The 20263-nt window shown below is 58.1% G+C and carries 19 protein-coding genes; 13 read left to right on the top strand and 6 right to left on the bottom strand.

Going from position 1 to position 20263, the window contains the following annotated elements:
* Position 1: 1 nt before the first annotated feature.
* A complete protein-coding gene (locus R1T46_RS02905) occupies positions 2-1588 on the bottom strand; it encodes a class I adenylate-forming enzyme family protein (RefSeq protein ID WP_317307269.1) in 1587 nt (528 codons plus the stop codon).
* 140 nt (positions 1589-1728) lie between these two features.
* Here R1T46_RS02905 and R1T46_RS02900 point away from each other — a divergent pair, with 140 nt between their 5' ends.
* From R1T46_RS02900 to R1T46_RS02845, 12 genes are all read left to right on the top strand, one after another.
* Positions 1729-2523 (top strand): SDR family NAD(P)-dependent oxidoreductase, encoded by a 795-nt coding sequence (locus tag R1T46_RS02900; protein WP_317307268.1) that lies wholly within the window; start codon positions 1729-1731, stop codon positions 2521-2523.
* Positions 2523-2963 (top strand): PaaI family thioesterase, encoded by a 441-nt coding sequence (locus tag R1T46_RS02895; RefSeq protein WP_317307267.1) that lies wholly within the window; start codon positions 2523-2525, stop codon positions 2961-2963. The genes R1T46_RS02900 and R1T46_RS02895 overlap by 1 nt, the downstream gene beginning before the upstream one ends.
* 24 nt (positions 2964-2987) lie before the next feature.
* The gene (locus tag R1T46_RS02890; RefSeq protein WP_317307266.1) at positions 2988-4190 is read left to right on the top strand and encodes an acyl-CoA dehydrogenase family protein; all 1203 of its coding nucleotides are present in this window, start codon (positions 2988-2990) and stop codon (positions 4188-4190) included.
* Positions 4191-4353: 163 nt separating this feature from the next.
* The gene (locus R1T46_RS02885) at positions 4354-5121 is read left to right on the top strand and encodes an SDR family NAD(P)-dependent oxidoreductase (RefSeq protein ID WP_041336842.1); all 768 of its coding nucleotides are present in this window, start codon (positions 4354-4356) and stop codon (positions 5119-5121) included.
* 170 nt (positions 5122-5291) lie between these two features.
* Positions 5292-6356, top strand: coding sequence for a phosphotransferase (locus R1T46_RS02880; RefSeq protein WP_317307265.1), 1065 nt, complete (start codon positions 5292-5294; stop codon positions 6354-6356).
* Between the two features lie 14 nt (positions 6357-6370).
* Positions 6371-7150: a 5'/3'-nucleotidase SurE gene (gene surE / locus R1T46_RS02875; protein WP_317308252.1), complete on the top strand. Its 780-nt coding sequence runs from the start codon at positions 6371-6373 to the stop codon at positions 7148-7150.
* A 22-nt stretch (positions 7151-7172) separates the two neighbouring features.
* Complete coding sequence (locus R1T46_RS02870) at positions 7173-8834, top strand: long-chain fatty acid--CoA ligase (RefSeq protein WP_317307264.1); 1662 nt, start codon at positions 7173-7175, stop codon at positions 8832-8834.
* Positions 8835-8996: 162 nt separating this feature from the next.
* Positions 8997-9860, top strand: a complete 864-nt coding sequence (locus R1T46_RS02865; protein ID WP_317307263.1) for a branched-chain amino acid ABC transporter permease — start codon at positions 8997-8999, stop codon at positions 9858-9860.
* A gap of 2 nt (positions 9861-9862) precedes the next feature.
* On the top strand, positions 9863-10894 hold the full coding sequence (locus R1T46_RS02860; protein WP_085681908.1) for a branched-chain amino acid ABC transporter permease: 1032 nt from the start codon (positions 9863-9865) through the stop codon (positions 10892-10894).
* Positions 10887-11657: an ABC transporter ATP-binding protein gene (locus tag R1T46_RS02855; RefSeq protein WP_288076036.1), complete on the top strand. Its 771-nt coding sequence runs from the start codon at positions 10887-10889 to the stop codon at positions 11655-11657. The genes R1T46_RS02860 and R1T46_RS02855 overlap by 8 nt, the downstream gene beginning before the upstream one ends.
* The gene (locus R1T46_RS02850) at positions 11644-12351 is read left to right on the top strand and encodes an ABC transporter ATP-binding protein (protein WP_317307262.1); all 708 of its coding nucleotides are present in this window, start codon (positions 11644-11646) and stop codon (positions 12349-12351) included. Before R1T46_RS02855 ends, R1T46_RS02850 begins: the two co-directional genes overlap by 14 nt.
* A gap of 53 nt (positions 12352-12404) precedes the next feature.
* Positions 12405-13553 carry an ABC transporter substrate-binding protein gene (locus tag R1T46_RS02845; RefSeq protein WP_317307261.1) on the top strand — a complete coding sequence of 383 codons (1149 nt, stop codon included), beginning with the start codon at positions 12405-12407 and terminating at the stop codon, positions 13551-13553.
* 78 nt (positions 13554-13631) lie between these two features.
* Here R1T46_RS02845 and R1T46_RS02840 read toward each other — a convergent pair whose 3' ends face one another.
* The 5 genes from R1T46_RS02840 to R1T46_RS02820 form a co-directional block, all read right to left on the bottom strand.
* Complete coding sequence (locus R1T46_RS02840) at positions 13632-14087, bottom strand: MaoC family dehydratase (protein ID WP_317307260.1); 456 nt, start codon at positions 14085-14087, stop codon at positions 13632-13634.
* Between the two features lie 38 nt (positions 14088-14125).
* Complete coding sequence (locus R1T46_RS02835) at positions 14126-14887, bottom strand: class II aldolase/adducin family protein (RefSeq protein WP_317307259.1); 762 nt, start codon at positions 14885-14887, stop codon at positions 14126-14128.
* An 18-nt stretch (positions 14888-14905) separates the two neighbouring features.
* Positions 14906-16048: an acyl-CoA dehydrogenase gene (locus R1T46_RS02830; RefSeq protein WP_317307258.1), complete on the bottom strand. Its 1143-nt coding sequence runs from the start codon at positions 16046-16048 to the stop codon at positions 14906-14908.
* A 10-nt stretch (positions 16049-16058) separates the two neighbouring features.
* Positions 16059-17255 carry an acyl-CoA dehydrogenase family protein gene (locus R1T46_RS02825; protein WP_317307257.1) on the bottom strand — a complete coding sequence of 399 codons (1197 nt, stop codon included), beginning with the start codon at positions 17253-17255 and terminating at the stop codon, positions 16059-16061.
* Positions 17256-17502: 247 nt separating this feature from the next.
* A complete protein-coding gene (locus R1T46_RS02820; RefSeq protein ID WP_317307255.1) occupies positions 17503-18672 on the bottom strand; it encodes an acyl-CoA dehydrogenase in 1170 nt (389 codons plus the stop codon).
* Between the two features lie 203 nt (positions 18673-18875).
* Here R1T46_RS02820 and R1T46_RS02815 point away from each other — a divergent pair, with 203 nt between their 5' ends.
* Positions 18876-20228, top strand: a complete 1353-nt coding sequence (locus R1T46_RS02815; RefSeq protein ID WP_317307254.1) for a hypothetical protein — start codon at positions 18876-18878, stop codon at positions 20226-20228.
* Positions 20229-20263: the final 35 nt, after the last annotated feature.

Here is a 20263-nt window from a genome sequence, read left to right as displayed (position 1 = left end):
ATCAGGGCCAGTAAGGCGCCCGCAACTCACGCTTCAACACCTTGCCAATGGTAGATCGGGGCAGATCCGGGCGACACTCAATGGCGGCCAGGCGCTGGGCTTTGCCCAGTCGGTCATTGGCCCACTCGAGGATCTCAGCTTCAGTCTCTGTGCAGCCGGGTTTGCGCACCACCAGCCCCAGCGGGGTTTCGCCCCATTGCTCGCTGGGAATGCCAATCACCGCTACATCGGCGACGGCGGGATGGGCCAGCAGTACCGTTTCGAGATCCACGGCGTAGATGTTGAAGCCGCCGGAGATGATCATGTCCTTACGGCGGTCCAGGATATACACGAAACCTTCTTCGTCGACTCGGCCCATATCACCGCTGCGATAGAAGGCCAGGCCCTCGGGGCTGGTCCAGAGCATAGTCTGGGTTTGTTCCTCGCGGTTGATATAACCCCGCATCATGGAAATGGCGCGGCCCACGATCTCCCCGGTCTCGCCCTGGGGCAGCTCGTTGCCCTCCTCATCAATTACCCGAACTTCCGCGCCTTCGGTGGGTTTTCCCACGGAGTCCCATTTGTCCGGGTGGGCCACGCAGTCCAGGCTGGTGGATATGCCGCCTTCCGTCAGGCCATACACCTCGCGGATGTTGCCAGGCCAGCGTTCCATAGCTTCCCGGATGACGTTCGCCCTCAGGGGAGCGCTGGTGCATAGCTTGAGCTGGAATGCAGACAGGTCGAAGCGATCGAATTCGGGATCGGCGAGAATGCGCTGGTACTGGACCGGCACCAGCATGGCGTGGGTCACGCGATAGCGTTCAGCCATTTCCAGGAACCGCCGGGCATCAAACTTTGCCATCAGCACCAGGGTGCCGCCGTAGAACAGGGTTGGCAGTACAGATACCAGCGTGGTGTTGGAGTACATCGGCGTGGACACCAGGTTAATGGCGTCGCCATCGAGCCCAAAGCGGCTCATTCGGACCATCTGGCGCTGGCGGAAACGGTAATCGTGAAGAATGCCCTTGGGGGTGCCGGTGGTGCCGGAGCTGTAAATGATATTGAACGGATCATCCAGGGTGACGGGTACCGGGCGGGCCTCCGAGCCAATTTCACCCAGCCAGGACTCAAGATCCTGACATATCCCCGGGCCGTGACCGTCGAGCCCTATACATTGATCGTGCCCGAGCGTATCGAGCTTGTCGGCAATGCCTTCAAACAGCTCGATGTTCTTCTTGGAAACAAACAGGAAGCGGGCTCTGCAATCGTTCAGCATCAGTGCCAGGCTGCTGCCACTCGCCATGCCCGAGAGCGGCACCATGCAACCGCCGGCCACCAGCGTCCCCAGATACAGAGCAACATAGTGGGTGCTGTTTTCTGACAATCCCGCTACGGCATCACCCCGTTTCAGGCCAGCAGATCGCAGCCGGTTGGCAATGCGGTTGGCTTGCCTGACAAGCGCCTGCCAGCTGAGTGGGGTCTCACCATCAATGAGTGCGATATGGTCCGGACGTTCTAGGGCGAGGTGTTGGATGCGTTGGCCAATGGCCTCCATGGACTCGTCAGGATCGGTGGGGGCGTAGACGGGCATGTGCTGCGTGTTTTTCATTTTTTCGCCTATTGTAGTTCCGGTGTTTTATCTAGTGAAATTTACTTCCGAATATATTGACTCAAAACCGGAAGGCGTGACAAATTACAGTAGAAGGTGAATTCGCGACGACGCAACAAACTATAAAAAGGAGCATCGGCATGGGGCGTTTCGACAAGCGGGTAGCCATCGTCACCGGGGCCGGCAGTGGTATCGGCAGGGCCACGGCGGTTCGCCTGGCGCGGGAGGGCGCGCAGGTGGTGATGATGGATATGTCCGAAGCGGGCCTGCTGGATACCGAGGGTCTGATGCCCGAGGGAGCGGAAACCCTGCGTCGCATTGGAGACGTGGCTGATGAAGAGCAGGTCAGCGCACTGGTGGACGAAACTGTCTCGACCTTCGGACGCATTGACGTGCTGTGCAACGTTGCCGGCATCGCCAGCACCAGTGGTGGTCACCCCGATATTGCCGGCAACGACCGGGGTGAATGGGAACAAGTGTTGGCGGTGAACCTGATCGGCACCATGCTGTTCATAAAGCATGTTGCGCCCCACATGCAGGCCCGCAAACTGGGCTCGATTGTGAATACTGCCTCGGTGGCGGGCATTCGCTCCGGTGCCGGTGGTAATGCTTACAGCGCGTCCAAGGCCGGTGTCATCAACCTTACCATGACCGCTGCCTGCGATCTCGGTGACGACAACGTGCGCGTGAATGCGGTGTGTCCGGGGCTGGTGGAAACCGGCATGACCCAGGCGGTTTTTGACTATGCCCGCGCCAACGAGAAAGCCCATAAACTGGGATCACGGTGTGAATTGCGGCGCTATGGTGCGCCGGAAGAAATTGCCGCCGCCATCCTGTTCCTGGCCAGTGATGACGCTAGTTACATCACGGGTCAGTCTCTGCCCGTAAACGGTGGTAATACCGCCTCTCTTAACCTGCCTGGAATGAAAGTGTAATGAGTGAAGACAGCCTGCATATCCGTGGTGGCCAGGACCTGCCTGGATTTCACAACCTGCTGGGGTATCGCCAGGTGTCCTGGGAGGAGAACGAAGCGGTGATTGGCCTGGAGTTGCAGCCTTGTCACCTCAATCTGGGTGGTGTAATCCATGGCGGTGTGTTGACGTCCCTGCTGGATATCGCAATGGCAGAGGCCGGCACCTACTGCCCGTATCCCGGCCGGGTACGCAAGGCCATCACACTGTCGCTAACGACAACATTCACCGGGCAGTGTTCCGGTGGGACTATCCGGGTCACCGGCCGCAGACGGGCGGGCGGCACCCGGATTTTCAACAGCACCGGAGAGGTTCACGACGACAAGGGTAACCTCCTGGCCATAGCCGAAGGCACCTTCCGCATTCGCTCCGGGAGTGAGAAACCGGAAGGCGTGCCAATCTGATCCTTCAACCAATGAGGTACTGGAATGTTTGAGCTGTCTGACAAAGCCAAAAAACTGCAGGCACAGCTTCACGAATTCATGGACGCCCATATTTACCCGAATGAGCACAAGCACCATGAACAGGTCGAGCAGGCGGAGAATCGCTGGGCTCCGGTACCGATCGTCGAGGAGTTGAAGGTCAAGGCGAAAGCCGCTGGGCTGTGGAACCTGTTCCTGCCCGACAGCGAATTCGGCGCCGGTCTGACCAACTATGAGTACGCCCATCTGTGTGAAGTCATGGGGCGCTCGGCCATGGCGCCGGAGGTGTTCAACTGTTCCGCGCCGGACACCGGCAACATGGAAACCATTGCCCGCTACGGCAACAAAGATCAGCAGGACAAGTGGCTGAAGCCCCTGCTTGATGGCGAAATCCGTTCCTGTTTCTCCATGACCGAGCCTGACGTGGCCTCTTCCGACGCCACCAATATTGCCTGTGAAATCCGTCGCGAAGGCGATGAGTATGTGATCAATGGCCGTAAGTGGTGGTCGTCAGGTGCCATGACCACCACCTCTAAAATCGCGATTGTTATGGGCAAGACCGATCCGGGGGCTGAGAAGCACAAGCAGCAGTCGATGATTCTGGTGCCGCTGGACACGCCGGGCGTGAAGATGATCCGTCCGCTGACGGTGTTTGGCTATGACCATGCCCCTCACGGTCACGCTGAGATTCAGTATGACAATGTGCGGGTGCCGGTGGACAACATTCTGTTGGGTGAGGGCCGTGGTTTTGAAATTGCCCAGGGCCGCCTTGGGCCTGGCCGTATTCATCACTGTATGCGCACCATCGGGGTTGCCGAGCGTGCCCTTGAGTTGATGTGCAAGCGTGCCAATGCCCGCGAGGCTTTCGGTAAGCCGCTGTCGAGTTTCGATTCCATTCGCAAGGATATTGCCCGCAGTCGCATGGAGATTGAGCAGGCTCGGCTGATGACCCTGAAAGCGGCGCACATGATGGATACCGTAGGTAATAAGGTGGCTCGTCAGGAGATTGCGATGATCAAGGTGATCGCGCCGAGCATGGCGCTGAAGGTGCTGGATCGCGCCATTCAGGTTCACGGTGGCGCGGGTGTGTCTCAGGACACCTTCCTGGCCGAAGCCTGGGCCAAGGTGCGGACGTTGCGGCTGGCGGACGGGCCGGATGAGGTGCATCTGGATTCTGTTGCCAAGATCGAACTTCGCCAATACCGCTAATACGACAACCTCTGAATCAGGGGGAGAGCGGCCGTGGTGGTGTCCTTCCGCGACACGCCGTGAATACGTCCATGTAGGCTTGAGCAAAACATCCCTGTTTTGCACAGTCCCGGAAGGACACCACCACGGCCACTCCCATGCTTCAGTGCATGAGGATCGAATGATGGTAAATCCGCTTTTTGATATGACCGGAAAAGTTGCCCTGATCACCGGTTCCACCAAAGGCATCGGCCGTTCCATCGCCGAAGAAATGGCTCGCCTGGGTGCCAAAGTTGTCATCTCCAGCCGCAAGGCCGATGCCTGTGAACAGGTCGCCAACGATTTGAAAGAGCAGGGCTACGAAGCCATCGCCATTCCCTGCCATGTGGGTAAGAAGGAAGACCTGCAGAACCTGGTGGATAAAACCAACGAAGCCTGGGGTTCTATCGATGTGCTGGTGTGCAACGCCGCCACCAACCCGGTCTACGGCACCACCGCCGAAATGACCGACGAAGCCTGGGACAAGATCATGGACACCAACGTCAAAGGCACCTTCTGGCTCACCAACATGGTGCTGCCGCAGATGGCCGAGAAGGGTGAAGGTGCGGTTGTTCTTCTGTCCAGCATCGCCGGAATCCGCGGCAATACCACCATCGGTACTTACGGTGTTTCCAAGGCAGCGGAAGCGGCGCTGGCCCGGAATCTGGCAGTGGAGTGGGGGCCAAAGGGTATTCGAGTGAACAGCATCGCCCCCGGCCTGATCAAAACCGACTTTGCCAAAGCCCTGTGGGAAGACCCGGTCCGCGTTAAACGCGCCGAAGACAAAACCCCACTGCGCAGAATCGGTGACCCGGTCGACATCGCCGGCTTGGCCGTCTTCCTGTCAACAAAGGCGAGTGCCTACGTCACCGGACAGGTCATCGTAGCCGACGGCGGCGAAACCATTTGTTAAGAAGGCATCACCGAAAGCACGCCGAGGCAGGTGGGTGGGGGTGCCTTTGTGCAGGGAAAAAGGTGTCCGAGCGCAGCGAGTTCTTTTTCCCGGAAGAAAGACACCCCCACCCGCCGGCCGCTGCCCCCCAATGCCGGGCAACTATGTAATAAATGAAGGCAACAGAAAAGATGACCATGAACCCAGAGTTGGTAGACGTTTTGCCAGCCCACCAATTTGATGAAGACAGCCTCCGTACCTGGCTACAGCAAGCCATACCAGGTTTCGGTACCAAGCTGGACGTACAGCAATTCCAGGGCGGACAGTCGAACCCCACGTTTCTGCTGGACACCGACAGCGGCCAATACGTTCTGCGCAAAAAGCCGCCCGGGAAAACACTGCCCTCCGCTCACATGGTGGAGCGGGAATACAAAGTCATGCGCGCTTTGTCCGAACACACCAGCGTGCCCGTGCCGGCCACCCGGGCTTTGTGTGAAGACAGCAACATCATCGGTACGCCGTTCTACGTCATGGACTTTCTGGAAGGCCGCATAGTCAACCACCCGGCGTTGCGGGCGCTGAATCGTCAGGAGCGGATGCCGGCGCACCTGTCGGCCATTGATACCCTGGCGGCACTGCATTCGGTAGACGTGAATGCGGTGGGCCTGGGTGATTATGGTCGACCCGAAGGTTATGTCGCTCGGCAGGTCGCGCGCTGGAGCAAGCAGTACCTGGCGTCCAAAACGGACGAACAGCCCGCCATGGACAAACTCATGGAGTGGCTTCCGAAAAACCTGCCATCCACCGATGAGTGCGCTATTGCCCATGGTGACTACCGCTTTGGCAACCTGATGTTGGCGCCGGACAAACCGGAAGTGATCGCCATTCTGGACTGGGAGTTGTCCACTCTTGGTCATCCGCTGGCGGATCTTGCCTATTACTGCCTGCCGTACCATTTGCCTTCGGATATGGAAGGTTCCCGCGGTTTGTCAGGGGAGGATCTGGAAGCCCTGGGCGTTCCCACTGAGCAGGAAACCATTGCCCGTTACTGCCAACAGACCGGTCGCGATGGCATTGCCGACTGGCATGTGTTTCTGGCGTTTTCCCTGTTCCGTCTGGCGGCGATTGTTCAGGGGGTCTATGCCCGCGCGCTGCAGGGTAATGCCGCCAATGCCGATGCCCTGCAGGTGGGCAAACGTGCGAGCCAGCTGGCGGAAGCGGGCTGGAAAATAGCCAGTGAAGGAGACCGGTCATGAGTGAGCCTGCTGCAATCACGGAACCGATGGTCCGTCGCATTCTGATTACCAACGATGACGGCATCAACGCACCGGGCCTGGCGATTCTTGAACGTATTGCCCGCAACCTGGCGGAAGAGGTCTGGGTGGTGGCGCCGGAGCATGATCGCAGTGGCGCCGGGCAGAGTATCTCCATCCACGATCCGCTACGGGTGTATGAAAACGGTGAAAAACGCTACGCCGTGTCCGGTACGCCCGCAGACTGTGTGTTGTACTCGATGGCCAAATGGTTTGGCGACAACCCGCCGGATCTGGTGCTGTCCGGGGTCAACTGCGGCGCCAACATCAGTGATTCAGTGCAGTACTCCGGAACCGTGGGCGCGGTGCTCAGCGCCGAGCATATGGGCATACCTGCCATTGCACTGAGCCAGGCTTTCCTGAGCCGGGAGGGCGTTGACTGGTCGCCGGTGTCGGTGTTTGGTGAGCAGGTCATTCGCAAGCTCTGGCAACCCGGCGAGAACCGTGCCTGGAATGTGAACTTTCCGGCCTGCGAAGCCGGTGTGATCCAGCAGGCGCAATGGTGCAACCAATCCACCGGCTCCATTCAGCGGCCCCGCCTGCTGGCAGGTCAGGACGCCCGCAACCTGCCTTACTGGTGGCTCGGGTTCGATCGCAGCTCCCGGCACATTACCGCACCGGATGAGGACGTTACCGTGCTGCGGGAAAAAGCCATTGCGATAACGCCATTGCGTCACCGGGAAGCCTTACCCGGGGGGGCTGGAACATTCGATCTGGCTGCTGCTGCGGCTCACTGAATTGACTGAGAGGATCACAACAATGACATTTACACGCCACCACAGCGTCTGGCCAAAAGAGTTGCCAAAAACCATGACGCTGCCTGACACAAGCGTTTTCACCAACCTGGAAATCTCAGCTCTGCGGTACCCGGACCACACGGCCGTCATCTATTACGATGCACCGATGCGTTACAGTCAGTTGTTGGCTGAGGTCGAAGCGATGGCGGGTTATCTTCAGGCGCAGGGTGTGGAGAAAGGTGATCGTGTTCTGCTCTACATGCAGAACTCTCCCCAGTATGTCATTGCCTACTACGCCATACTCCGTGCCGACGCGGTGGTGATTCCGGTGAATCCGATGAATCGGGCTGCTGAGCTGGAACACTACATTGCGGATACCGGTTCAAGGGTCTGCCTGGCCGGTCAGGAACTGGCCGCGTTTATCCTGCCGATGTTGGACAGCACGGATCTTGAAGAGGTGGTGGTGGCGTCCTATAACACCTACATCAATAAGGACACCGACCTGGATTTGCCGGCGGAGGTGGCCGCACCGGCCTGGTCCAAAGACGTTCCGGGCGTGGTGAGCTGGGAACAGGCGTTGACCGGGGATCACAAGCCGGCAGAGCACACAGCCGGCCCGGACGACCTGGCGGTGATTCCCTACAGTTCCGGGACCACCGGTGCGCCCAAGGGCTGTATGCATACCCACCGCAGCGTTATGGCCACAGCGGTTCACCGGGCGTTCTGGAATTTGAGCACCGCCAACACAGTCCAGTTGGCGACGTTGCCGTTCTTCCACGTGACCGGTATGACCGGCTCCATGAACAGCCCCATCTACAGCGGTTCAACCACCATCATTATGACGCGCTGGGATCGCACAACCGCCGCCCGGCTGATAGAACGTTACCAGGTCACCGGCTGGACCAACATTGTCACCATGGCGGTGGATTTTTTGTCGAATCCGGAGATTGGCCAATACGATCTCTCCAGCCTCAACACCATCGGTGGTGGCGGAGCGGCGATGCCGGAAGCAGTGGCTGCCAAACTCAAGACCATGACCGGTCTGGATTACATCGAGGGTTATGGCCTGTCGGAAACCATGGCCGCCACCCACATCAACCCGTCCAAACATCCCAAACCCCAGTGTCTGGGCATTCCGGTGTTTGATGTGGATAGCCGCATCATTGACGTTGAGACCCTGGAAGAGAAAGGCCCGGGCGAGGTGGGGGAAATTGTCTCCAACGGCCCCCAGGTAACCCAGGGGTATTGGAATCGCCCGGCTGAAACCGAGGCGGCGTTCGTCGACATTGACGGCAAACGGTTTTTCCGCACCGGTGACCTCGCTTATTACGACGAAGAGGGCTATTTCTTCATGGTGGACCGGGTCAAACGGATGATCAACGCGTCCGGCTTCAAAGTGTGGCCCTCGGAAGTGGAAGGACTGATGTACCGGCACCCGGGCATCCACGAAGTGTGTGTCATTTCATCGCCCCACCCCAAACGCGGGGAGACCGTGAAAGCCTGCATCGTACTGACGCCGGAGGCAGACGCATCCGAAGCGGATATCGTCAGCTGGTGCAAGGAACAGATGGCTGCTTACAAAGTGCCTGAAATCATTGAGTTTGTGGATGAGTTGCCTAAGTCACCCACGGGTAAGTTGATGTGGCGTGCGCTTCAGGAAGAGGAGTGGAAGACCAAAGCTTAACTTTCAAATTCAGGATTAATATTCTGCACTGCGAAACCAAATTCTAAATATTGACAACTGAGGCATCCGGTGTAACTGTCTCATCAAGCTGATAGATGGGTCGCAAGGCCCTGCCCAAAACCGCATAACTTGTTACAACAATAAAACAGCGGAGGAGCACACTTGAGCCTTTTCTTACAACAAATCGTCAATGGGTTAACCCTGGGGAGTATCTACGGTCTCGTAGCCCTGGGCCTGACCCTGGTTTACGGGATACTTCATATCCCCAATTTTGCACACGGCGCGCTCTACATGGTCGGGGCATTCATGTCCTACTTTTTCATGGTGGATCTGGGGGCGCATTACTGGATCGCCATGGCCGGTTCGGCCGCGGTGGTCGCTGTCCTGGCGATACTGTGTGAGCGCCTGGTGTTCCATCCGCTGAGGCATTCGCCACCGATCCACGACAAGATCGCCGCCATCGGTATTCTGCTGTTCCTGGAAGCGGTGGTGCAGATGTTCTGGGGATCGGACTTCCGCCGCATGTCATCGCCGTTTACCGGCATCATGAATTTCGACGGACTGATTATTCCTGAACAGCGCCTGCTGATCATTGCGGGAGCGTTCGTGTTGGTAGTGGCCCTGCAGCTTTTCCTGCGGAAGACCATGACGGGGGCGACCATTATCGCCATGGCGCAGAGCCGGGACGGTGCCTTCCTGGTGGGCATAGATGCCAACCGGGTGGCGATGATGACGTTTGCGATCTCGGGCATGCTGGCCGCATTTGCCGCCACCCTCTACGCGCCCATCAACCTGGTGTATCCCGCCATGGGGCATCTGGTCATCATGAAGGCGTTCGTTATTATCATACTTGGTGGCATGGGTAGCGTGCCCGGCGCCATTGCCGGTGGCATGATTATCGGTTTCGCCGAAGCCCTCGGAGGCTTCTACATCTCGACGTCCTATAAGGACATCATTGCCTTTGGATTGCTGGTGCTGATTCTGTCAGTCCGTCCACACGGCCTGTTTGCGAAGGGGGCGCACTGATCATGTTCAAAGTCGCTTCCCTGCTGATGACGCCAGCCGCCAAGTACCTGATGCTGGCCTTCGCCATACTGTTCCCGCTGGTCGCCGCGAATGAGTACCAGGTGTACGTGATGGCTACCGCCTTTGTCTGGGCGATCGCGGTCTACGGCCTGAACATCATTACCGGTTTTTGCGGCCAGTTGAACCTGGCCCACGGCGGTTTTTTTGCCATCGGTGCCTACACTCTTGGCCTGCTCACTGCCGACTATGGCTGGAGCTTCTGGCCGGCCTTCCTGGGAGCGCTGGTGATGACCGCGGTGCTCGGGTTCCTTGTCGGCATCGTCTCGCTGCGCCTGAAAGAGCATTACTTTGCCATTTTCACCCTGTGTGTGGGCTTCATCATCTACCTGCTGATCGACAAGTGGGAAGAGCTGACCCATGGAGCCATTGGTGTCCGAGACATCGCCGCGCCCTATGGCTTTGGGCTGGTGGACTTTACAGACACCACCCCATTCTATTACCTGGTGCTGGCCTTCCTGGTGTTCGCAATCTGGTTCATGGGGCGTTTGTCTAAGTCCCTGCTGGGTCGGACCTTTATAGCCATCCGCAACGGTGACGAACTGGCCCAGTCACTCGGTATCAACCTGATGCGGAACAAGGTCCTGGCCTTTGTGCTGTCCACGACCTATGCCGGCCTGGCAGGCGCCCTGTATGCCGGCATGGTCCGTTTCATCGGCCCGGAAGAGGCCAATATCAACCACACCTTCGACATGATCACCTATCTACTGGTGGGCGGCATCGGCACCATCATGGGGCCGTTGCTGGGCACCGTGGGTATCGTGTGGATCACCCAGTCACTGCAGTTCCTGGAAGAGTACCGAATGATCATCTTCGGGCCACTGCTGGTGCTGCTGGTGATTTTCTTCCCCCGGGGCATCACCGGCTCCTTCCTGACCTGGATGCATCGCAAGTCTCAGGCACTGGCACCCACGAAAAAGCGCCAGGAGAACAAGGTCAACACTGCGCAGAACCGGGAGGCAGAGAGCAATGCTTAAGGTAGAACACGTCACCAAAATGTTTGGCGGTCTGGCGGCGGTGAACGATGTGTCGGTGGAGTTCGAAACCGGCAAGATCAACGCCATTATCGGCCCCAATGGTGCTGGCAAAAGCACCTTTTTCAACCTTATTTCCGGCCTGCACCAGCCCAGCTCCGGCCGTATCCTGCTGGACGGCGTGGATGTCACCAATCTGCCCAGCGACAAGGTCGCACGCCTGGGTGTGGGCAGGACCTTCCAGACAACCAACCTGTTTGAGCAGGCAACCGTATTGGACAACCTGATCGTGGGGCACCGGCTGCGGACGAAATCCGGGCTGTGGGACGTGCTGATCAACAGTAAACGCCTGCAACGTGAAGAGAAGGCTGCGCGGGACAAGGCCATGGAAGCCCTGGAATTTGTGGGCCTTGCCCACGTTGCCGGGCAGTTTATCGCCGACATCACCCAGGAAGAACGCAAGCGGGTGGCCTTTGCGCTGGCACTGGCGACCGACCCCAAGATCGTCCTGCTGGATGAACCGGCGGCCGGGGTCAATCCGGAAGAAACCGTCGGATTCGCCGCGCTGATGCGCAAGATGGTGGATGAGAAAGGGCTCACCGTGTGCCTGATCGAACACAAGATGGACATGATCATGAGCCTGGCGGACAAGATTATGGTGCTGGACCACGGTGAAAAGATTGCCGAGGGCACGCCGGAAGAGGTGCGCAATAATCCGGTGGTGATCGAGGCCTACCTGGGAGGTGACGAAGATGCTGCAGCTTAATCAGGTGGACGTCTGCTACGGTAGCTTCAAGGCACTGACCGATATTTCGATGACCGTCGACGCCGGGGAGCTGGTTGTTCTGCTAGGGGCCAATGGCGCCGGTAAAAGCAGCCTGTTCAATGCCATTAGTGGCCTGGTGAAGCCGGCGGCCGGCGAGATCCAGTTTGAAGACAAACAGCTCAACGGTATGAAAGCCAGTGCGGTGGTTGCCAGCGGTGTGGTGCAGTGTGCGGAGGGACGCAAACTGTTTCCGCAGATGAGCGTCATGCAGAACCTGATGATGGGAGCCTACGTGCACCGGCGTGATCGACGGGGCAACCGCAAGCGCCTGAACGAAGTGTTGGAGCTGTTCCCGATCCTCGCAGACAAGGCCGACGAGCCTGCCGGATCGTTGTCTGGAGGTCAGCAACAAATGGTGGCCATCGGCCGCGCCATGATGAGCCGCCCCCGCTTGTTAATGCTGGACGAACCATCCCTTGGCCTGGCCCCCTTGGTGGTCAAGCAAGTGTTCGAAACCGTCAAACAAATCAACAGCCTGGGCACAACCGTGCTGTTGGCAGAGCAGAATGCGTTTGCGGCCCTGAAGATTGCCCACCGTGCTTACGTTATGGAGAACGGCCATCTGGTCATGGAAGGCGACCGGGAGGCGATGCTGGGCAATGAACAGGTCCGCAAGGCGTATATCGGGGCCTGACAGGCCTAAAATAACAGTCAGAGTGACATGCACTACACAACCAGGAGACAACAATGATAATAGCCAGAAAACTGGGTCAGGCTGTCGCCGCGGCAACCCTGGGTATGAGCCTGTCCGCCGGTGCAATGGCGGGCGAAGTCAACATTGGATTCACCGGCCCGTTAAGCGGCGGCGCAGCACTGTATGGTGAAAACACGCTGTCTGGACTGCGAATGGCGGTGGCGGAAATCAACGCGGCGGGCGGTTTTGACCTGAACGGCGAAAAGACCACGGTCAACCTGGTCCCCCTGGACGATCGTTACTCACCGGCGCAGGCGGCCACCAACGCCAAGCGACTGAAGCAGGAGTCCAACGTGTCGGCGGTGTTCGTGCCTCACTCCGGTGGCATTTTTGCCCTCCAGGACTTCAACGAGAAAGACAATTTTCTGGTGATGGCCTACTCCAGCGTGCCCAGCATCACCGAAAAGGGCAACAGCCTGACGTTGCGTATCCCTCCCACCTTTGATGGCTACGTTCGGGCCTTTACCAACTACGCCCTTGAACACGAGGGCAAGAAGCTGGGCATGGGAGGCGCAACCCACGAGTACGCCAAGATCTGGGGCGCCATGATCAAGAAAGAGTGGGAGTCCAAAGGGGGAGAAGTGGTTTCTGACAACCCCATGGACTACAACAAATCGGCGGATTTCTTTACCGGTGTCAGTCGTATCATCTCAGAAAGCCCGGACGTGATGTTTGTGGGCGGCGCCTCCGAGCCCACGGGGCTGGTGGTGCAACAGGCCCGCCAGATGGGCTTCCAGGGCGGCTTTATCGTGATGGACCAGGCCAAGATTGACGAAGTGGCCCAGGTAGCCGGTGGCCTGGACATGGTGGAAGGCGCCATCGGCGTGGTGCCACTGAGCGTCTATGACACCTCAGCGGCCAAAGATTTTATTGAGCGCTACAAGGCCGAGTACGACAAAATGCCTGGCTCCGAAGCCGCCTATAACTACCTGGCGCTGCACGCCCTGGTGGAAGCCATGGACGCCACCGAGTCCACCGACCCGAAAACCATCCGCGCGGCGATCGGCGATGCCCTGAAAAACATGGACACCCGCAAGAACCCGTACGAAGTCACCGAAGTCTCCGAAAACGGTGGTTTCGTGACGGAGACAACCCTGGCCGTGGTGAAAGACGGCGAGATTGTTCGGGAAGAGATCAAGTGATGGGAGCATCAGCACCCATCTGAATCAGAAAAGGGGCCCAAGGGCCCCTTTTTAGTGTTGTTTTGGGCTTCTGGCCGCTCAGGCCACGTACATCACCAGATTCTCTGCCACACAAGCCGGCTTGTCCTCTCCACGGATTTCCAGGGTGGTTCGGTAAATGGCCAGCGTGCGCTGATCATCCACTCTGGACACATCCAGCAATTCCATCTTGCTACGGATATCCGCTCCGGATTTCACCGCAGCAGGAAAGCGCAGTTTGTTGATGCCGTAGTTAATACTGGCGCTCTTCCCCAGCACATCAATGACCTCCTGATTCAGCAGTGGAATCAGCGACGCGGTCAGAAATCCATGAGCGACTGGGCTTTTCCACGGCGTCTCCCGCGTGGCCCGCTCTACGTCCAGGTGAATCCACTGGTGATCGCCGGTGGCGTCCGCAAACGCCTGGATCATCTCCTGGGTGACGGTTTTCCAAGGGCTGTAGCCAATGGTAGTGCCGCAAAAATGTTCAAGATCGTTTAATTCAACAGAGAGCATATCTGCTTCCATGGCGCACAAGGTGCAAAGTCAGAGACTCAAACAGCGTACCCGGGACTCTTGCTATCCAGAAGCCGAACCAATGCGGGCCAGGTCAATGCCGCTGCACTACCCAGCGACTGAGACTGGTCAGCGGTTGTCTGAATGGCCTGCTCTGACGGCATACAGGTTGGCCCGCAGCTCTGGGCCTTGACCTGGATCTCGCAGGCCTTCATCAGGAAATACAGATAGGTGAACGTCTCCGGCACGTCCTTGCCTGCCGTCAGCACACCGTGATTGCGCAGCATCATCATCGACTTGTCACCCAGATCCCTGATCAGCCGCTCCCGCTCATCCAGGTTCAGCGCCACACCTTCATAATCGTGATAGCTCAGATGATTCAGGCACAACATCGCCGTCTGGCTCAAGGGCAACAGACCATCCCGATGGGCCGACACAGCCACCCCATCCGGCGCGTGCAGGTGCATCACCGCCCCGGCATCCTCGCGGCCCATGTGAACGGCACTGTGAATGGTAAATCCAGCCGGGTTAACACGGGCGAGGCCACCAGACTCCACCACCTGGCCATCCTTATCCACCTTCACCAGTGACGACGCGGTGATTTCATGGAACAGAAGCCCATAGGGGTTGATCAGGAAATGATGATCCGGCCCCGGCACCCGCGCAGAGAGGTGGGTGAATACCAGGTCGTCCCAGCCAAACAGCGCCACCAGCCGATAGGCGGCGGCCAGCTCGGTACGGACCTTCCATTCGGCTTTTCTCAGATCCCGCTGTGATGAATGATCGTCGGTTGTCGTCATGATGAGAGCCCCAGTCTGTTAGCCTGCCTGTAACAGGGTGGCGTATTGCTCCAGATGAAAATCGTCATCGCCCAACTGGTGATTGATGGCGATCAGCCGCTTCGCGTAGTGAGCAAAGTTGTACTCCCAGGTCATGCCGATACCACCGTGGGACTGAATGCCGGCCTCGGAGATAAACTGACCGGCACGGCCGATTACGTTCTTGGCAGCGGCCAGCACGCGGCGGCGTTCATCACTCGATTCGCTGTCGGCGACGCTGGCGGCAAGAATTGCCATGGAACGAGCCTGCTCCAGTTCCGACATCATATCCACCATACGGTGCTGCAGCACCTGGAACCGGCCAATAGGCACGCCAAACTGCTTGCGCTGTTTGAGGTAATCCAGAGTCAGCTCATTGGCCATTTCCATGACACCCACAGCCTCGGCGCAGATGGCAGCGATGGCGCGACCGGCCTGATATTCGATCACCCCGGCAGCCTTGCCTTCTTCTCCCAGCAACGCGTCGGCACCGACCTGGACGTTGTTCAGGGTAATGTCACAGCCGCGGGAGCCGTCGATAGTGGGGTAAGCTCGGCGCTCAACGCCAGCGGTATCCGGGCTCAGGGCAAACAGGCTGATGCCGTCGGCATCGCGGGCGTCGCCTGAGGTGCGCGCGGACACCACGATCAGGTCGGCACAGTGGCCGCTGATCACCACGGCCTTGCGGCCGTTCAGGACATAGCCCTCGCCGTTTTTCTCGGCGCGGGTTTCCACGTTATTCAGGTCATAGAAACTCTGAGGCTCCTGCAGGCCGACCGCAGCTTTCAGTTCGCCGCTGGCGATGCCGGCCAGCCAGGTGTCTTTCTGGCTGTCGTTGCCTGCCTGGCCAATCAGGCCGCCGCCCAGAATGATGGACTGTACATAAGGCTCCAGGCAAAGCCCGCGGCCCAGCTCAGTCATAACGGACTGAACTTCCACACCGCCGCCGCCAAAGCCACCCAGTTCCTCGGAGAAAGGTACGGCGGTCAGGCCCAGCTCACTGAGTTGCTGCCAGAAATCGGCGCTGAAGCCCAGTTCCGTCTCACTGAACGCCAGGCGCTTTTCAAAACTGTACTCACCGCGCACCAGCCGCTCCACGGTGTCCTGCAGCATCTGCTGCTCTTCGTTAAGTCGGAAATCCATGGTCGTCTCCTTAAAGCCCGAGAATCATTTTCGACACGATGTTCTTCTGGATCTCGTTGGATCCGCCGAAGATCGACAGCTTGCGGTTGTTGAAGTACTGGGCCGACAGTGGAGCTGCATCTTTATCCGACAGGAAGTCGCCCTCGTAATCCATATCCATCTCCTCTTCGAGGAACGGCAGGGCATAGGGCCCGATCGCGCGGCGGGCGAGATCATTGATGGACTGGCGGATCTCGGTGCCTTTTACTTTCAGCATGGAACTTTCTGCACCCGGCACACCGCCCCCTTCAACAGAGGCAATAATCCGCAGGTTGCTGATGGTGGCTGCCGTGAGGTCGATTTCCACTTTGGCGATGCGCTGGCTGAATGACGGATCCTCAAGCAGCGGTCGCCCATTTTTCAGGCGGCGTGATGCCAGGTTCTTCAGGTTCGACAGTGCTGCCTTGGACATGCCGATACCGGCCAGGCCGGTGCGCTCGTAGGTCAGAAGATACTTGGCGTAGGTCCAGCCTTTATCCTCTTCGCCCACCAGGTTCTCCACCGGCACCTTCACGTCCTCGAAAAACACTTCGTTGACTTCGTGCTCGCCATCCAGGGTGATGATGGGGCGCACGGTAATGCCGGGTGTGTTCATGTCGATGAGCAGGAAGGAAATGCCTTCCTGGTTCTTGACCTCGGTGTTGGTACGCACGAGGCAGAAGATCATGTTGGCGTGCTGGCCCAGGGTGGTCCAGGTTTTCTGGCCGTTAACAATGTAATGGTCGCCATCACGCACAGCACGGGTTTTAAGAGACGCCAGGTCAGAGCCCGCGCCGGGTTCGGAATACCCCTGGCACCACCAGTCCTCGCCGCTGAGGATGCGCGGCAGGTACGTCTGTTTCTGTTCCTCGCTGCCGAACTTGATGATCACCGGCGCCACCATATTCACCCCGAACGGGATGGAGCGGGGAACGCCGTAACGGCAGGACTCTTCGTCCCAGATGTGCTTCTGCACCGGCGTCCACTCTACACCGCCGTACTCTTCCGGCCAGTGGGTCGCGTACCAGCCCTGCTCGCAAAGGATTTTCTGCCAGCGCTGATGGTCCTCTTTGGACAGGCGGCGGAATCCTTTCACTTTGGCGGCGATGTCGGCCGGCAGCTTTTCATCCAGGAACGCACGCACTTCGTCACGGAAGGCGAGTTCCTCGGCGGTGTAGTTCATGTTCATCGAATCAACCTCGTAAATGCATTACAGCGAAAATATATACCGCATAGCAGAATTACTCAATGATCTTTTATGGATTGCGTTCCTGTCAATGATAATGAAACAAGAAAACACAGAGTAACTACAACTCGCACCAAAATTTGATTTCACTGCCTTGTTGGTTCCAAAGGCACCGTCCTGCTGTGGGACTTTTCTATGTCCACAAAAAAGCAGAGCCGAGGCTCTGCTTTTTGAACGATGGGCGGCAGGTTCAGCTAAAGGCCTGAATCCCCGTCTGTCCCCGGCCAAGAATCAGGGCGTGGACATCGTGAGTACCTTCATAGGTATTCACCGCTTCCAGGTTCATCACGTGGCGGATGACATGGTATTCGTCGGAGATGCCATTGCCGCCGTGCATGTCACGGGCTACCCGTGCGATGTCCAGGGCCTTGCCGCAGTTGTTGCGCTTGAGCATGGAGATGGCGTCTGTCGAGTAGTTGCCGGCGTCTATCATACGGCCCAGTTGCAAGGCACCCTGAAGGCCCAGGGTGATTTCGGTCTGCATATCCGCCAGCTTTTTCTGAATCAGCTGGTTGGCCGCCAGCGGCTTGCCAAACTGCTTGCGCTCGAGGGTGTAATTGAGTGCTGCATGCCAGCAGAACTCGGCGGCGCCCACGGAGCCCCAACTGATGCCGAAACGGGCCTTGTTCAGGCAACTGAACGGCCCTTTCAGGCCTTCTACGTCGAGCTTGTTCTCGTCCGGCACAAAGACCTCGTCCATAAAGATGGAACCGGTCTCGGAAGCGCGCAGGGAAAACTTGCCGTCAATCTTCGGCGTGTCCAGACCCTTGGCGCCTTCACGTTCGATGACGAAACCGGTGATTTTGCCCTCCAGTTTGGCCCAGACCACGCAAACATCGGCAATGGGTGAGTTGGTGATCCAGGTCTTGGAACCACTGACCAGATAGCCGCCGTCGACTTTCTTGGCGCGGGTTTCCATGTTGCCCGGGTCAGACCCGTGGTTGGGCTCGGTCAGGCCAAAGCAGCCTACCTTTTCGCCAGATGCCAGTTGGGGCAGGATGCGTTTTTTCAGAGCTTCCTGGCCAAAGGCGTGAATCGGGTGAATAACCAGGGACGACTGGACACTCAGTGCTGAGCGGTACGCGGAGTCCACCCGTTCCACTTCACGGGCGATCAGGCCATAGCACACGTGGTTCAGGCCGGGGCCGCCGTATTCTTCCGGCAGGGTGGCGCCGAGCATGCCCAGCTCGCCCATGTCGGTAAAAATGGAACGGTCGAACTTCTCATGCCGGTTCGCTTCGGTAATGCCAGGCATCAGACGCTGATCGCAGAACGAACGAATGCTGTCCCGAACCTGGCGCTCGGTTTCATCCAGTTGTTTATCGAATTGCAGCAGGTCATCCCAAGGTGCAGAAGCCATGGTATGTCTCCTCAAAAAATTAGTCGGTTGCTCTTTCCATTGTGATCTTCCGTTTGTAACGAGGGAAGGGTTGGGCTTGTCATGTCATTAATGTTGATATAGTTTCGTATAGCGGAACTAAGTTTTGTATATTGACTGTTGAAGACTAATCCGGGGCTGTTTGAAATGCAACCGATACCATCAACGAAGGGCAGCAATCTGCTATGAGCCGTTTTCTGGTTCCTGCTGCGGTTTTTCTGGAACTTCTGGCGCTTTGCCTTTCCAGCATAACGCTAAGTACCTTTGCGGGTGTGTTGTTTGTGCTTTATTTCTTGATAGCGCTGAGGCGGCTGCAATCGTATTCCCGTTACCTGTTCCTGATCTCGCTGGTTGTAATCGGTTATCTGGGTTTCATCCGGCAACTGGCAGCCGAGGATCTGATTCGTGCCGCGTCTAACGCTGCTTTTTATGCGGCGTTCCTGGGAAGCCTGGGGATGATGCAATGCCTGGTTCGCCGGCTCGAGGTGCTGCAGCGTATACACGATGTGCTGCTAGGTGGTCGCCCGGCGTTGCTGTACCCGAAATACGCGGTGGTGAGTTGTGGCATTGCGTCAGTGCTGAACTTCGGCGTGATGAACCTGCTTTGTGGCACGCTGTCGGACACCCTGCGGCAGCGGGGTATTACCGGGGCTTCGCGGGTGCGCTGGTTGCGCAGTGTGCTGATCAGTACATTACGAGGATTTGCGCTGGTGCCGCTGGTAGCGCCAACCAGTGTTGCGGTCGCCATTATTACCCGTGAAGTACCCTCCCTGAGCTGGTCGGGCCTGCTGCCCTATGGCATTGGCAGTGCGGTATTGCTGGTTCTGGTGGGATGGGGGCTGGAGCATAAGCGTTTTCGTAGGGTCAGCGTTGAGCGCGAACCGCTGGAAGCCTGGCCGGCCGGAAGTGGGCGGCTAGTATTGCTGGTATTGGTTATCTTTACGTCGATGGGACTGCTGGTGCAGTTAACGGAACTGAAGGTGTCGGTGGCCGCCATGCTGACGGTGCCGGTGGCCACCCTTCTTTATATGTTCTGGCACGATCGCTCGCCAGCTATGGCGATACGGGAAGCCACTGACAATATGCTCGGTATGAGCAACGAGATGTCTATCTTCGCAGGTTCCGCCGGGTTAGGCGTGGCGTTGGTCTCGGTGATTCCGGCGGATGCCCTGGCAGGCATGGCCACTGGTGAACTGGGAGTATTTTTACTGGCAGTGTGTGGGTTACTAATGATGCCGATGCTCTCAGCCATCGGCATCATCCCGATTACTGTGCTGAGTGTTCAGGCGGGGTTGATGCCACAATTGGTCGCCGAGGGTGTGAACCCCCTGCCGATTGCGGTCGCCCTGGTGATTGGTTTCTCCCTGGCCATGATGCTGTCGCCGTTCGGCCCGGCTGTTATGTTGCTGTCACGATTCGGGCAGGTGTCACGCTGGCTGGTGGCGTTTGGCTGGAACGGCGCTTTTGTCCTGCTCTCCATTCCGCTGTTATTGCTGATGCTGTGGGGGATGTTTGTGATGGCGCCGGCCACGAGCTGATTGATGCATACAACGAGCGGCGCCAATGTTCAGTG

This window comes from Marinobacter salarius (assembly GCF_032922745.1).
In the GTDB taxonomy this organism is placed as follows: domain Bacteria; phylum Pseudomonadota; class Gammaproteobacteria; order Pseudomonadales; family Oleiphilaceae; genus Marinobacter.
Note: the sequence above shows the minus strand (reverse complement) of the source record. Positions and strands in the feature narration are given on the sequence as shown.